Annotated in this window: 12 protein-coding genes; 6 read left to right on the top strand and 6 right to left on the bottom strand. The window is 67.3% G+C overall.

The window, feature by feature from the left end:
• Positions 1-168 precede the first annotated feature (168 nt).
• The 6 genes from rsmG to rpmH all read right to left on the bottom strand — a co-directional run bounded on the left by rsmG (position 169) and on the right by rpmH (position 3,814).
• Complete coding sequence (gene rsmG, locus ON38_RS00005; protein WP_174372372.1) at positions 169-915, bottom strand: 16S rRNA (guanine(527)-N(7))-methyltransferase RsmG; 747 nt, start codon at positions 913-915, stop codon at positions 169-171.
• 170 nt (positions 916-1,085) lie between these two features.
• Entirely contained in the window at positions 1,086-1,631 is a 546-nt protein-coding gene (locus tag ON38_RS00010) for a Jag family protein (RefSeq protein WP_039821292.1), read from the bottom strand.
• A gap of 77 nt (positions 1,632-1,708) precedes the next feature.
• Positions 1,709-2,809: a membrane protein insertase YidC gene (gene yidC / locus ON38_RS00015; protein WP_039821293.1), complete on the bottom strand. Its 1,101-nt coding sequence runs from the start codon at positions 2,807-2,809 to the stop codon at positions 1,709-1,711.
• 4 nt (positions 2,810-2,813) lie between these two features.
• On the bottom strand, positions 2,814-3,161 hold the full coding sequence (gene yidD / locus ON38_RS00020) for a membrane protein insertion efficiency factor YidD (protein WP_036515366.1): 348 nt from the start codon (positions 3,159-3,161) through the stop codon (positions 2,814-2,816).
• The gene (gene rnpA / locus ON38_RS00025; protein WP_083872032.1) at positions 3,158-3,565 is read right to left on the bottom strand and encodes a ribonuclease P protein component; all 408 of its coding nucleotides are present in this window, start codon (positions 3,563-3,565) and stop codon (positions 3,158-3,160) included. The genes yidD and rnpA overlap by 4 nt, the downstream gene beginning before the upstream one ends.
• Positions 3,566-3,670: 105 nt before the next feature.
• A complete protein-coding gene (gene rpmH / locus ON38_RS34575) occupies positions 3,671-3,814 on the bottom strand; it encodes a 50S ribosomal protein L34 (RefSeq protein WP_058854877.1) in 144 nt (47 codons plus the stop codon).
• 1,241 nt (positions 3,815-5,055) lie between these two features.
• Here rpmH and dnaA point away from each other — a divergent pair.
• The 6 genes from dnaA to gyrB all read left to right on the top strand — a co-directional run bounded on the left by dnaA (position 5,056) and on the right by gyrB (position 14,799).
• Positions 5,056-6,624 (top strand): chromosomal replication initiator protein DnaA, encoded by a 1,569-nt coding sequence (gene dnaA, locus ON38_RS00030; protein ID WP_506330612.1) that lies wholly within the window; start codon positions 5,056-5,058, stop codon positions 6,622-6,624.
• A gap of 86 nt (positions 6,625-6,710) precedes the next feature.
• Positions 6,711-7,292: a putative glycolipid-binding domain-containing protein gene (locus ON38_RS00035; RefSeq protein WP_039821297.1), complete on the top strand. Its 582-nt coding sequence runs from the start codon at positions 6,711-6,713 to the stop codon at positions 7,290-7,292.
• Positions 7,293-8,955: 1,663 nt separating this feature from the next.
• The gene (dnaN, locus tag ON38_RS00040; protein ID WP_039821298.1) at positions 8,956-10,131 is read left to right on the top strand and encodes a DNA polymerase III subunit beta; all 1,176 of its coding nucleotides are present in this window, start codon (positions 8,956-8,958) and stop codon (positions 10,129-10,131) included.
• 184 nt (positions 10,132-10,315) lie between these two features.
• Positions 10,316-11,530 carry a DNA replication/repair protein RecF gene (recF, locus tag ON38_RS00045; RefSeq protein ID WP_051164206.1) on the top strand — a complete coding sequence of 405 codons (1,215 nt, stop codon included), beginning with the start codon at positions 10,316-10,318 and terminating at the stop codon, positions 11,528-11,530.
• A gap of 348 nt (positions 11,531-11,878) precedes the next feature.
• The gene (locus tag ON38_RS00050; RefSeq protein WP_039821299.1) at positions 11,879-12,445 is read left to right on the top strand and encodes a DUF721 family protein; all 567 of its coding nucleotides are present in this window, start codon (positions 11,879-11,881) and stop codon (positions 12,443-12,445) included.
• Positions 12,446-12,753: 308 nt separating this feature from the next.
• Positions 12,754-14,799: a DNA topoisomerase (ATP-hydrolyzing) subunit B gene (gyrB, locus tag ON38_RS00055; protein WP_039821301.1), complete on the top strand. Its 2,046-nt coding sequence runs from the start codon at positions 12,754-12,756 to the stop codon at positions 14,797-14,799.
• Positions 14,800-14,841 lie beyond the last annotated feature (42 nt).

Below are 14,841 nucleotides of genomic sequence, written 5' to 3' on the forward strand. Positions count from 1 at the left end.
ACTCCGGGACTCCGGGACTCCGGGACTCCGGGACTCCGGGACTCCGGGACTCCGGGACTCCGGGACTCCGGGACTCCGGGACAGAGGATCCTCCATCCCGCGGCCGGCGGCAACTGGATGTTTCCCGTGAAACATCCGCTTGCCGCCGGCACCGCGGCGCGTCCGCTGCTACTTGCGGCCGACGCGGCGCTCCGCCCGCGCGGCCCGCTTGATGGACTTCTTCGGCGTGCGTTCCGCGCGGCTCAGCCGCTCCGCCGACAGGACCATGGTGGGGGTGGCGAGTATTCCGGAGCCGCATTCCAGGACGGAGAAGTTTCCGGCCCCGGCCAGCTCGACCGCGGCGCGGTCGCGTTCCAGCTCCTCGACCACACTGGCCCCCTTGAGGGCGAGCATATGGCCGTGCTCCCGAAGCAGCGGTATCGACCACTCGGCCAGTCGGGCCAGGGGAGCGACGGCCCGGGAGGTGACGACATCCGCGCCGCCCGCCTCTTGGATGACGCCGGGCTGCTCCGCCCGGCCGCGTACCACGGTGACCGTGAGTCCGGCCGCGTCGATGAATTCCTTCAAGAAGACGGTGCGGCGAAGGAGTGGTTCCACTAGGACGATACGGAGGTCCGGACGGGCCAGGGCGAGGGGAATTCCGGGCAGGCCGGCCCCGCTGCCGATATCGACCACGGAAGCGCCCTCGCCGATCAGTTCACCGACTACCGCACAATTGAGGATGTGCCGCTCCCATAGCCGCGGCACCTCCCGCGGGCCGATCAGTCCGCGCTCCACTCCGGCGGTAGCGAGTGCGGTCCAGTAATCACGTGCCAACTCCAACCGGGCACCGAAGACGATCTCCGCTTCGGCCGGCGGCAGCGATTCCGGTGGGCCGGCCTCCGAATCGCCGAGATCTGGTTTCACGTGAAACACCCTTCTGTGGTCGTGTCGACTCGCTGATATGAACATTCTCTATCGGCCCTCAACCGTAGTTGTCGCGGCACAGCGGCAAGGGAGGGATAGTGGAAACGGGTAAGGCCCGGGTCCACGGACCCGGGCCTTACCCGACCACTCGGCACCCGGCCAGCGCACGGGTCGCGGACTCACTCCGGTACTACAACCACCCGACGGTTCGGCTCGACGCCTTCGCTCTCGCTCGCGACACCCTCGATCGAGGCGACCGCGTCGTGCACGATCTTGCGCTCGAACGGAGTCATGGGGGCGAGCTCTTCGGGGGCTCCGGTCTGCAGGACACGCTGCGCGGCCGCGGCGCCGAGCGCACTCAGATCCGTGCGACGCTTGGCACGCCAGCCCGCCACATCGAGCATGAGGCGACTGCGGATACCGGTCGACTGCTGCACCGCGAGCCGGGTGAGCTCCTGGAGCGCGTCGAGCACCTCGCCGCTGTGGCCGACCAGTTTGGTGAGGTCTTTGCCACCGTCGATACTCACCACCGCGCGGTCGCCTTCGACGTCGAGATCGATATCGCCGTCGAAGTCGAGCACGTCGAGCAGCTGTTCGAGGTAGTCGGCGGCGATCTCACCCTCTTCGATGAGCGCCTCCTCGGCGTCGCTCACCGCGTCGTCGGACTCGGTCTCCACGACGGTCGTGGATACGGTGGCGTCCCCACCTTCGGTCTCGAGAGTCATTTGTTTCCTTTATCTGCTCGCCGGACCCCGGCCTGCCCCGGCCGGGATCACGATCACAAGGGGTCTGGAGGAGTGGCTCAGCGCCGGCGCTTCTGATTGGCCCGGCCGCGGTTACCCGGTCGTTTCTGACCGCTCGACCGACGCTGGCCCGACTGTTTACCACCCGACTTTGTGGTCGGCTTCGCCGCTGCCGAACCGTTCGTTTCCGCCTTGCCGGTCTCCGCCGAATCGGAATGGGCCTCGCCGCCGGGTTTCACCGGCTTCTTCTTGATGTCGACGGGTTTGGCGCCGGGCTTGGGTGCGTTCTCGGCCTGTTTCGCTGCTTTGGCCTGACGCTTGGCTTCTTCTTCTTTGGCCATCCGGCCGAAAACGAGGTGCTGCTGACCGTAGGTCCAGATGTTGTTGGAGACCCAGTAGAGAAGGATGGCGATCGGCAGGAAGGGGCCACCGACGAGCACACCGAACGGGAACACCCACAGCGCGAGCTTGTTCATCAGCGCGGCCTGCGGGTTGGCTGCGGCTTCGGCGCTCTGGCGGGCCACCGAGGCCCGCGCGTTGAAGTGGGTGGCGATCGCGGCAATGATCATCAGCGGGATCGCGACCGCGGCGATGCTGACCTTGCTCGGGACACCGCCGTAGTCCGCGAAGGCCAGCAGCTCGTCGGCCGGTGCGGTGATGAACGCCGAGATCGGCGCGCCGAAGATACGGGCACTCAGGAAGGACTGCACATCGTCGGCGTTGAAGACGTAGTTCGGAGTGTGCGCGTTGGTGTACGGATCCATCCCGAGCTGGCCGAAGCCATGACCGGTCCGGTTGAACGAACGCAGCACGTGGAACAGACCGAGGAACACCGGCACCTGGGCCAGGATCGGCAGGCAACCCATGAGCGGGTTGAAGCCGTGATCCTTCTGCAGCTTCTGCATCTCCAGCGCCATCTTCTGGCGGTCGTTCTTGTACTTCTTCTGCAGCTCTTTGATCTGCGGCTGCAGTTCCTGCATCTGCTTGGTGGTACGCACCTGTCTCACGAACGGCCTGTAGAGCACCAAACGCAGCGTGAAGACGAGGAACACCACGGACAGCGCCCAGGAAAGGCCGTTGTCCGCCCCGAAGGCGAAGCCGAAGACCCGGTGCCAGAACCAGAGGATCCAGGACACCGGATAATAGATGAAATCGAGCACGGCTCTATGCACTCCCGTCGGTAGTGTCACCGATCACCGCATGCGGTGATCCCTTACAAGCTTCGGTCCGCGGATCGTCGTGGTCGACGTTGCGCCGCCGCTCCGGTACGGGATCCCACCCACCAGGGTGCCAGGGGGCGCATTTGGCCAGTCGCACGGCCGTCAGTCCGAGACCGATCACCAGCCCGCGGGTGCGCAGTGCCGTGACCGCGTACTCACTACAGGTGGGGGTGAACCGGCACACCGGCATGCGAGTGGGGGAGACGTAGGTCCGGTACAGCTCGATCGAGAAGATCAGAATATTCGCGGGCCACCGGCGGACGGTCGCCGCGTACGCGCCCAGCGCGCTCATCGCGACGCACCCCGGCCGGCCGTCACGGACGATAGGACACCGAGCTTGCGCAACCCGCTGCGCAGCTGGCGGCTCAGCTCGCCGCTGCCGGCGGCGGCGGCACCGGGAAGTGCGCGGATCACGATATCCACCTCGGCGGGGATGTCGGCGGTCAGTTCTGCACAGATATGACGCAGGCGGCGGGCCGTGCGGTGCCGTACGACCGCGTTGCCCACCGCCTTGCTGACGATCAGCCCGAATCGCGGACCGCCGAATCGAACCGGCGCGTCGCGCAGTGCCGAGTCGGATTCGGCCGGATCGGTCAGCACATGGACGACCAGGTCCCGATTTCCCGTTCGCCGACCACGCCGTACCGTTCGGGAGAAATCGGCACGGTGGTGCAGCCGGTGCGGCTCAGGAAGCACCCGGACGCCCGAGGCTCGTCGAAGCCGCCGCTGCGGTGTAGCTACCGGCGGCGTGGGTTACGGGGTTCGGCGGACCCGGCATCGGACACCGAATTCGACGGGGAATCAGGCGGTGAGGGTGCCGCGGCCCTTACGGCGGCGCGCGGAAACGATAGCGCGGCCCGCACGGGTCCGCATCCGGAGACGGAAACCGTGGACCCGCGCCCGACGACGGTTGTTCGGCTGGAACGTCCGCTTGCCCTTGGCCACGGTCAACACTCCTCGAATTGGTGGGCGCCCTACGGCACCCGAAGCTTTTCGGTGATTCTGGCGATGTCTGCCCGGCGCCGCGGTCCTGGCGAACGGTCAGCACAGAACGGTCACCACGCCGGGGGGTGACTGTACGAGAGTACTTATCCGGTTCTACCGGGTCAAACTCGGCCCCCGGGTCGTGGCGGACCCGGGAACGTCGGCCGATCCCGGACCCCGGCCCGCGGTGGCGATGATCACCATGCGATCGTGGGGCGCGTAGAGGGGTGCAGGTCGGGCGCTCACGGCCGACCCGCGCACAGCGCGGGACCGCGGGTGGTGGTCCGCTGAGATTGTCCCCACCTGTGGATAATTGTGTGGAAATACCCTGTGAATGGCATATTCGTAGGGCCGAAGGTGCCACGCCGCAGCCGGAAGATCGGGGATTCCGGGCAGCGTCCCCGGGCACCGTATCCACGGGGATACGGCAGATCGGTGGTGCGGACGTATGCGGTGTCACTGGGACGAACCAGTACAGTAGACGCACCGCGAGCCCCGGACGTCTGCGCCGAGCAACCGACTCCCGGGGAGGACACTGGATGGACGACGAGCAGAACGTACTGGCCACAGTGTGGCCGGAGGTGGTCGCGGAGTTGACCACCGGTTCGCCCGACGGCGCTATCGGCGCGGTGACCCGAGCTCAGCAGGCGTGGCTCAAGCTGGTCAAACCGTTGATGGTCGTCCAGGGTTTCGCGCTGCTCTCGGTGCCCTCCTCACTCGCTCAGGAAGCCATCGAACGGGACCTGCGTGAACCCATTCTCCGGTCACTCGGCCGTCGGCTCGGGCCACAGGTGGAAGGTCTGGGGGTCCGGATAGCCGCACCCCTGCCCACCGGCGCCGACAACGGTCCCGCCCGGCACGCCCGGATGACCAGCCGGCCCGAGCCGCCCGCCCGGTCCGAGCATTTCGGCAACGGCCGGGCCCGGCCGGGTCCCTCCACTTTTCCCGCGACCGACCCCTCTTTTCCCGCGATCGGTCCGGCCGAGGCCCTGCGCGATTCCGAGGGCGGTGAATACCCGGGCCGCGGATACCAGCCCGACCCCGGCTTCCCGCACCCCGCGGAAGTCCCCGGCGAGCCGCGTTTCCCCGGCCGCGGCTTCTCGCATGAGGCCGAACTACCCCTGACCGGCGAATTGCCCCGCAATCCGACGCTGCCGCGCGGCACCGATCCGCTGCCGGGGGAGGCGCCGCGCCGGCCCGGCCTGCCCGAACTGCCGCACGGCGGAAGCTTTCCGTCCGATCCCGCACTACCCCGGGAAACCGAGGATCCGATACGGGATCCCTACCCGGCGCCACGGTCCTACCCGCGCGAGTACCCACCGGCCACGGAATATCCGCGGGACAACGGCTACGAGCGGGACCGGGAATATCCGCCCGCGGAGTACCTGGACCCCTATGCGGGCAGCCGCGGCGATATCGCCGACCCGGTGACCAACGGCCGGGAGCGTGGTGCGCCGTCGGTCCGCGACGGCGGACCCGAAATGGATCCGATCCTCCCGCCGCGCCACGCCGCCCGGCCCGCTCAGGAAACTCTGTTCGCACCCGATCTCGCCCCCGGCGATCTCGCGCCGCGGGACGAGGTCCGCGATACCGACCGCGACAGTCTGCGCGAGAGCGTGCGCGACCCAGGGGTCGATCCGGAACCCGACGTGCACCTCGAGGACGAGAAGGTGGTGAACGTCCGGGACTCCTGGCCCACCTTCTTCGCGAAGTCCCCCGGCGCCGGGGATACGGCGAAGCCGTCGGCCAGCCTGAACGCCAAGTACACCTTCGAGACCTTCGTCATCGGCGCGTCCAACCGTTTCGCGCACGCCGCGGCCGTCGCCATCGCCGAAGCCCCGGCCCGCGCCTACAACCCGCTGTTCGTCTGGGGGGCGTCGGGTCTGGGCAAGACTCATCTGCTGCATGCCGCCGGTCACTACGCCCAGCGGCTCTTCCCCGGGATGCGGGTCAAATACGTCTCCACCGAGGAATTCACCAACGACTTCATCAACAGTTTGCGCGACGACCGCAAGGTGGCGTTCAAGCGCCGCTACCGGGAGACCGACATCCTGCTGGTGGACGATATCCAGTTCATCGAGGGCAAAGAAGGTATCCAGGAAGAGTTCTTCCACACCTTCAACACCCTGCACAACGCGAACAAGCAGATCGTGGTGTCCTCGGACCGGCCGCCCAAACAGCTGGCCACGCTGGAGGAACGCCTGCGAACCCGCTTCGAGTGGGGTCTGATCACCGACGTGCAGCCGCCCGAGTTGGAGACGCGGATCGCGATTCTGCGCAAGAAGGCGCGCATGGATCGCCTCGATGTGCCGCACGACGTCCTGGAACTCATCGCCAGCCGGGTGGAACGCAATATCCGTGAGCTCGAGGGCGCCCTGATCCGGGTGACGGCTTTCGCGTCGTTGAACGGGCAGCCGCTGGATCAATCGGTGGCCGAGGTGGTGCTGCGCGACCTCATGCCCGAATCACAGGATGTGGAGATCACCGCGTCGACGATCATGGGCGTCACGGCCGAGTACTTCAACACCTCGATGGACGAACTGACCGGCCCGGGTAAGGCCCGCCCGCTCGCCCAGGCCCGGCAGATCGCCATGTACCTCTGCCGGGAACTCACCGATCTGTCCCTGCCCAAGATCGGTCAGGCGTTCGGGCGCGACCATACGACGGTCATGTACGCGGAGAAGAAAGTCCGCAAGGAGATGTCGGAGCGCCGCCGGGTATACGACCAGGTCCAGGAGCTCACCGCACGGATCAAACAGCGCTCCCGCTGACCGTCGCGTCCGCGCGGCGGCCGGGACGCCCCGGGAGGCGGAGCCGAAGCACGTGCGGCCGACGGTTCGGGGGAAGGGGAGCAGGGATGCCGTTCACCGGACTGCCGGCGACCGCGGCATGGTCGCATCAGGACGCCCGGTCGGGCTTCGAGGTGGTCCACCTGCGGCAAGAGGACGACGGCTGTCGTATGGACGGCTGCACCACCGCCGTCGAGGGTGATCAGGCCTGGTTCGTGCACTACGAGATCACAGTCGATCCGGGCTGGGCGACCCGTACCGCGCGCATCACCGGCCGGTCGGCGGCCGGGTGGCATACGGTGTTGCTCGAATCCACCGGCGCCGGACGGTGGCTGGTCGACGGTGCGGAGGCGCCGTATCTGGACGGCTGCCTCGATGTGGACCTGGAATCGTCGGCGATGACGAATATGTTGCCGGTGCACCGCCTGGAGCTGCCTGTGGGCTGCCGGGCCGCGGCACCCGCGGCCTACGTTCGCGCGACCGACCTCTCTGTCGCACGTCTGGAACAGGAATACCGCCGCACCGCCGACGATGGCACCCGGCACCGCTACGACTACTCCGCGCCCGCATTCGATTTCGCCTGCCGCTTGGTCTACGACACCTCGGGCCTCGTGCTGAGCTATCCGGGGATCGCCACCCGCTTCGCCTGAGCTGCCCTCACCACGCCGGGGATTCGTAGGTCCGCCTCCGAGCCGTGGCGTGTAGGTGCCAGGGGCTGTACGGCCGCCGCGGCGGGACCGGTGGCCCGGTTGTCGAGCTGCCTCATCCGGCCATCGAGGCGGCTCTGACACCATGCGTGACCCGGGGTCATCGGCCGGCCATCGATCCGAGCCGCCCGGATCCGCCGGTCCGGCGGCGGACACTCTCCGGTCCTGAAGATCTCTGGCTCGCCGCAGGCCGGAACCGGAAGCCGTTCCGCCACAATCCGCTTGGCGATCCGGACGAATGCCCCGTTCTCCCGCAGCTGTCGCCGGATCCGATGGACCTCGGCGTGTCGGAAGCATCCACAGGTACTTCGCTAACAGCCTGTGGAGCCTTTGAACTGCGGTTTTGCCGTATCCACACCTGTGGATTCCCCAGGTTGTCCACTGGTCCGTCCACAGGATCGGTGGGGGGCTGGGGGCAAGTTGTCCACATGCTGCTTATCCACAGTTTCCACAGGCTATTTCGTCCACAGCTACTGAACAGCGATGTTTCGGTCAGAGGGTTGGGGACAACCTGTGGATTCCTCGAGGAATCCTCGAGGAATCCACAGGTTGTCCACCGATCCATGCACAGTGTGCACAACTGGCCGGAATCTGGGGACCGAGTTGGGGACGCACTGTGGACGCGGTGTGGACAACAAAACCTGTCCACAGCCGCCGTCGATTCATCCTCGAGTTATCCCCTGGCCATCCACAGGCGGACACGCAGTGTGACCTGGTAAAACGAGCGGAATCCACAGTTTCCACAGGGCCTATTACTACTCCTGTTCTTCATCTAGAAAATTTCTCTTCAAAACAGGTTGTGTGGACAAGTCTCGAGCGCACCCGCGCCGACGCCGGGCGCCGGAGGGAGACAAGGACAGCGAGGAGGTCGTCCGGGAGAGCGGCGATCGTGGGCGTGGGCGGCTCCGCACGGCTGCACAGATCTCCCCACTCGTTCGATGGCCGGTGGCCGGACTCGTTCACTGCTCCCTGCCCACACCGGAACCTCGCGCCCGCTACGCTCCGGCGCTCGTCGGCAGTCGAGACCCGCCGCGCACCCGCGCCCGAAGAGCCGGGATGCCGTACTCGGGACCGATCGCGTATCGGCACACGGTCGGCGGCGGGCCGACGCACTCGGCATGTCGATGTGCAGAGCCGCCCCGACGTCGCGCTCGGCCGCCGCGAACCGAAACCGGTACGAAGTTGTCCACACCGCTACCGCGGGACGGCTGTGGATACGGTCACACCACGCGCCCTCGCGAATATCGGAGCTACGGAGCGCACGGTCCACCGCGGCCACATCCGATGTTCATCCACAGCTGTGCACAGCCGTACCCGGGCGATCGGCCCAGGCAGCGGCGATACGGCTCCCTACTACCCGCCCGGCCTGGCCGAGGCACCGCCGGAGGACGTATCCTCCACTCGGAGGGGCAGCCGACCACGTAGCTCGAAACGGGGTACGGTCTGATGTCGGCCGCTTGTGCCGGACTCCTGGGGCGGTAGGTCCGGATCTCCGGCCCCCGCACCGACCGTCGTGCCCCGCGCCGGTGGTGGAGTCGGCACCGCGGGATACACGGGGGCAGCACAGCCGTCGATCCACACTGAACGGGAGAGGACACCTCGGGCGATGGACCTTGCAGGCATGAAGTTTCGGGTCGCGCGTGAGGATTTCGCGGAGTCGGTCGCCTGGGTGGCGCGCAGTCTGCCGTCCCGTCCGCCGGTCCCGGTACTCGGCGGAGTCCTGCTGGTCGCGGACGAGGACGGACTGACCGTTTCCGGGTTCGACTACGAGGTCTCCGCGCAGATGCGGGTCGCCGCCGAGGTCGCCGGCCCCGGTCGCGTGCTTGTCTCGGGCAAACTGCTGGCCGATATCACCAAGGCGCTGTCCAACAAGCCGGTGGACGTTTCCGTGGACGGCACCCGCGTGCTGATCCAGTGCGGCAGCGCCAAGTTCTCGCTGCCCACCATGCCGGTGGAGGACTATCCCCAGTTGCCGGAGGTACCGCAGTCGAGCGGGGAGCTGGCGGTCGAGGTGTTCGGCGAGGCGGTCGGCCAGGTGGCCGTCGCGGCCGGCCGCGACGACACACTGCCCATGCTGACCGGTATCCGGGTCGAGATCGAGGGGCCGCAGGTGGTCCTGGCGGCGACCGACCGGTTCCGGCTCGCGGTGCGGCACATCCAATGGCAGCCCGCCCGCACCGATATCGAGACCGCGGTGCTCATCCCCGCCCGCACGCTGTCCGAGGCCGCCAAGACGCTGGGTGCCTCCGATCGGCCCGTGCAGCTGTCGCTGGGCTCCGGAGCGGGTGCCGACGGGCTGCTGGGCATCGTCAACGGTGGTCGGCGCACCACCACCCGGCTGCTGGATGCCGAATTCCCCAAGTTCCGCCAGTTGCTCCCCAAGGAACACACCTCGATCGCGACGCTGGAAGTCGCCTCGCTCACCGAGGCGATCAAGCGTGTGGCGCTGGTTGCCGAGCGTGGTGCCCAGGTGCGACTGGAATTCTCCGGCGAAGGACTGTTGTTGTCGGCGGGCGGCGACGATGCCGGCCGGGCCGAGGAATGGCTGACCGCCGATTTCCGCGGCGAACCGCTGACCATCGCCTTCAATCCCGGTTACCTCATCGACGGTCTGTCCGCGCTGCGTGCCGAGCGGGTCACCTTCGGGTTCACCACCCCCAGCCGCCCGGCTGTGCTGCTGCCGGCTCGTGAGGAGGAGCCGGAGCCGCTCGAGTCCGGTGCGTATCCGGCGCTGGAGAGCGACTACATCTACCTGTTGATGCCGGTCCGGCTCCCGGGCTGAGCGGGCGTGGGTTCGGTAGCGACGAACCGGCGCACCTCCACCCGGTACCGCCGGTGCCGGTGTACCGTGCCTGCGGTGGCGGCCGGTAGCGATACCTCCGCAAACCAGCGCCACGACCTGCGCTCTCCCCAGTTATCCACAGCTGTGGATAACTGGGCTGTCATTCCCCGGATGGTGTGAACAGGTGCATATCCGTGCTCTGACCTTGCGTGATTTCCGATCCTGGGAGCACGCTGAGATCGAGTTATCCACAGGCCCTACGGTTTTCCTGGGGGCGAACGGTAACGGCAAGACCAACCTGCTCGAAGCGCTGGGCTATCTGTCCACATTGGGGTCGCACCGGGTTTCCAGTGACGCCCCACTCGTCCGGGCCGGCGCCGAACGTGCCCGGATCGGCGCGAATGTGGTGCACCTGGGCCGCGAGTTGCGGATCGATGTGGAACTCAACCGTGGCGCGGCCAACCGGGCACAGATCAACCGGTCCCCGGTGCGCCGGCCGCGCGAGATTCTCGGCATCCTGCACACCGTCCTGTTCGCTCCCGAGGATCTGGCGCTGGTCCGGGGCGATCCGGGGGAGCGGCGTCGTTTCCTGGACGAGTTGTGTACTGCGCGGCGACCCGGGCTGGCCGGTGTGCGCGCCGACTACGACCGAGTGCTGCGGCAGCGTTCGGCCCTGTTGAAATCCGCGGGCCGATCCGCGCGGGGAGATCTCGGCACGCTGGACGTCTGGGACGGACATCTGGCGGGTCATGCCTCGATCCTGCTGGCGGAGCGGTTGCGCCTGGTCCACGAGCTCCATCCGCATCTGGCCCGCGCGTACGCGACGCTCGCGCCGGAGTCGCGGCCGGCGGCGATCGGGTACCGCAGCGGGGCACTGCCCGCGGAATTACTCGATCCCGGCCGTTCGCCCGACCCCGGTGACCCGGCGCTGCTGGAGGGCATCCTGCTGCGCGAACTCGCCACGGCTCGGGCGAAAGAGCTGGAACGAGGGGTTTGCCTGGTGGGCCCGCACCGGGACGAGCTGGAACTGATGCTCGGTGAAACGCCGGCCAAGGGTTTCGCCAGTCACGGTGAGTCCTGGTCGTTCGCGCTGGCGCTGCGGCTGGCTGCCTTCGAACTGCTCCGCGCGGACGGGGCCGAACCGGTGCTGCTGCTCGACGATGTCTTCGCCGAGCTGGACCGGCGTCGCCGCACCGCACTCGCCGCGGTGGCGGCGGCGGCCGAGCAGGTATTGATCACCGCGGCGGTCCCCGAGGACGTGCCGGCCGAGCTGGTCGGCGCTACTTTGCGGGTGACGACCACCGGAGATCCGGAGCACCGGATTTCCGGATTCGCGACGGAGGGCCCGGTCACCGGTGGTGACCCGCCGACGGCGGTCGCCGGTGATTCGCCGGGTTGACGGACACGCGCCCGCCGCCGTCTTGCATGCGCGCCGGGCCATTCGTAGAGTGAGCCGGTACACCGGGCCGTTATCCCCCGTCCGGTATCAGAACCCAGTTATCCACAGCCTGTGGATAACTTATTGGACCAGGTCGTCGCCCCGTACCCCGGACGCTCGCCCGGTCTGTGCGGTGACACCCTGCTCCGGTACCCGATTTATCGGCCCTGACCTGCGGATTTTTCCGGTATATGGGCTATTGCTCCGGTCCTGGTGGCGCGGCGCCGACAACGGGTTCCCGGATGTGCACAGCCTGAGGAAAAACCGGTCGAACCTGGGGATAACTCGCACCGGTGAGCGGAGCAGTAGATGACCGACCAGCCCGGAACGCCCGGTGGCGGAACGCCGCCGAACGAACCGGAGTTGCGCGGGATCGACCTGGCTCGCCGGGCGCTGGAGGAGGCCCGGGCGGCGGCGCGCGCGAGCGGTAAATCCGTGGGCCAAGGACGTTCCTCTCCTCGCCGCGGTCACCGTTCCGGAGCCCGTCGCCGGAGCGGATGGTCCGGTCCCCGCCCCGACGACCGCGATCCGCAGCCGCTCTCCAAACTCGCCACCTCGATCGCGCGTAGTCGTGGCTGGTCCACCAAGGTCGCCGAGGGAACGGTGTTCGGGCACTGGTCGGGTGTGGTCGGGGAGGATATCGCCGCCCATGCGAAACCCATCTCGCTCGAGAACGGGGTATTGAGTGTCGCGGCCGAATCCACCGCCTGGGCCACACAGTTACGTCTGCTACAGGCACAACTGCTCGCGAAGATCAGCGCGGCGGTGGGGCCCGGGGTGGTGCGTTCGCTGCGGATTTCCGGGCCGACGGCACCGAGCTGGCGCAAGGGGCAGCGTCATGTCCGGGGTCGCGGACCCCGCGATACCTACGGTTAGAACCCGGTTTCACGTGGAACGCGGACGCCTGTTCGCCACCCCCGCGCCTCAGTGAACTCTCAGGCCGAATCTGATGCTTCGAAACGGCCGCATCGCGAGGGGACCCGTGCCGGTCCGATTTCTCTCACCCAGGAAGCCGTCAGGGGTGTCGCAGGTGCACTGTAAGTTGGGCCGCGAAGTAGGATGGAAGAGTAAATCAGCGGCGATACCCTCGGCGCGTTGCGTGCAGCCCTCTGATCGGTCCCGGGCCCACGTGCGCTGTCCCACCGCCGTCCCGGGGATCAGCAAGTAAGGAGAGCTACCGACCAGTGGCTGCCAAAGACTCCAAAGCATCAGGCTCGAGCGCATCGGGAAAGCAGGACTACGGTGCCTCCTCCATCAAGGTCCTGGAAGGCCTCGAGGCGGTGCGGATGCGCCCGGGCATGTACATCGGCTCCACGGGTGAGCGCGGTTTGCACCACCTGATCTGGGAGGTCGTGGACAACTCCGTCGACGAGGCGATGGCCGGCCACGCCACCAGAGTCGAGGTCACTCTCCTGGCCGACGGCGGTGTCCAGGTCGTCGACGACGGCCGTGGTATTCCCGTCGCCATGCACGCCCAGGGCATCCCGACCATCGAGGTCGTCATGACCCAGCTGCACGCCGGCGGCAAGTTCGACTCCGATTCCTACGCCGTATCCGGCGGTCTGCACGGTGTCGGTATCTCCGTGGTCAACGCGCTGTCCAGCCGGCTCGAAGCCGAGGTGGACACCGACGGTTACCACTGGAGCCAGACCTACAAGGACGCGGTCCCGGGGCAGCTGGTCCAGGGCGAGCCGACCAAGGCCACCGGCACCACCATCCGGTTCTGGGCCGATCCCGCGGTCTTCGAGACCACCACCTACAACTTCGAGACCGTCTCGCGGCGGCTGCAGGAGATGGCCTTCCTGAACAAGGGCCTGACCATCGTCCTGACCGACGAGCGTGTCAGCGATACCGAGATCACCGACGAGGTGGTCAGCGATACCGCGGAAGCGCCCAAGCACGACGACGGCGGCGAGAAGCCCGCGGCCGAGCCCAAGGTGAAGACCCGCACCTACCACTACCCGGGCGGTCTGGAAGATTTCGTCCGGCACATCAACCGGACCAAGCAGCCGATCCACAACTCGGTGGTCTCGTTCAACGGTAAGGGCACCGGGCACGAGCTCGAGGTCGCGATGCAGTGGAATTCCGGCTACTCCGAGTCGGTGCACACCTTCGCCAACACCATCAACACCCATGAGGGCGGCACCCATGAGGAGGGCTTCCGCGCCGCGCTGACCACGGTGGTCAACCGGTACGCCAAGGAGAAGAAGCTCCTCAAGGAGAAGGACGGAAACCTCACCGGCGACGATATCCGCGAGGGTCTGGCCGCCATCGTCAGTGTGAAGGTCAGCGAACCGCAGTTCGAGGGCCAGACCAAGACCAAACTCGGCAATACCGAGGTGAAGTCGTTCGTGCAGCGTGCCTGCAACGAGCATCTGGCGCACTGGTTCGAGGCCAACCCGGCGGACGCCAAGACCATCGTCAACAAGGCGGTGTCTTCGGCGCAGGCCCGGGTCGCGGCGCGGAAGGCCCGTGAGCTGGTCCGGCGCAAGAGCGCGACCGATATCGGCGGCCTGCCGGGCAAGCTGGCCGACTGCCGGTCCAAGGACCCGAGCAAATCCGAGATCTACATCGTCGAGGGCGACTCCGCCGGCGGTTCGGCCAAATCCGGCCGGGACTCCATGTACCAGGCGATCCTGCCGCTGCGCGGAAAGATCATCAACGTCGAGAAGGCGCGTATCGACAAGGTCCTCAAGAACGCCGAGGTCCAGTCGATCATCACCGCCTTCGGCACCGGTATCCACGACGAGTTCGACATCGCCAAGCTGCGGTATCACAAGATCGTGCTGATGGCCGACGCCGACGTCGACGGCCAGCACATCTCGACGCTGCTGCTCACATTGCTCTTCCGCTTCATGCGGCCGCTCATCGAGCACGGTCACGTGTTCCTGGCGCAGCCGCCGCTGTACAAGCTGAAGTGGCACCGGGTCGAGCCCGAGTTCGCCTACTCCGACCGGGAGCGCGACGGGCTGCTCGAAGCCGGTCTGGCAGCCGGTAAGAAGATCAACAAGGACGACGGTATCCAGCGGTACAAGGGTCTCGGCGAGATGAACCCCAAGGAGCTGTGGGAGACCACCATGGACCCCTCGGTCCGGGTGCTCCGTCAAGTGACGTTGGACGACGCCGCCGCCGCGGACGAACTGTTCAGCGTCCTGATGGGCGAGGATGTGGCGGCGCGTCGCAGCTTCATCACCCGTAATGCCAAGGACGTCCGCTTCCTCGACGTATAGGGCGGTCCGCCCGCAGCGCTCCCGCGCGCGGTGACCCGCCGT

It is taken from the genome of Nocardia testacea NBRC 100365 (assembly GCF_000308775.1).
GTDB lineage: Bacteria > Actinomycetota > Actinomycetes > Mycobacteriales > Mycobacteriaceae > Nocardia > Nocardia testacea.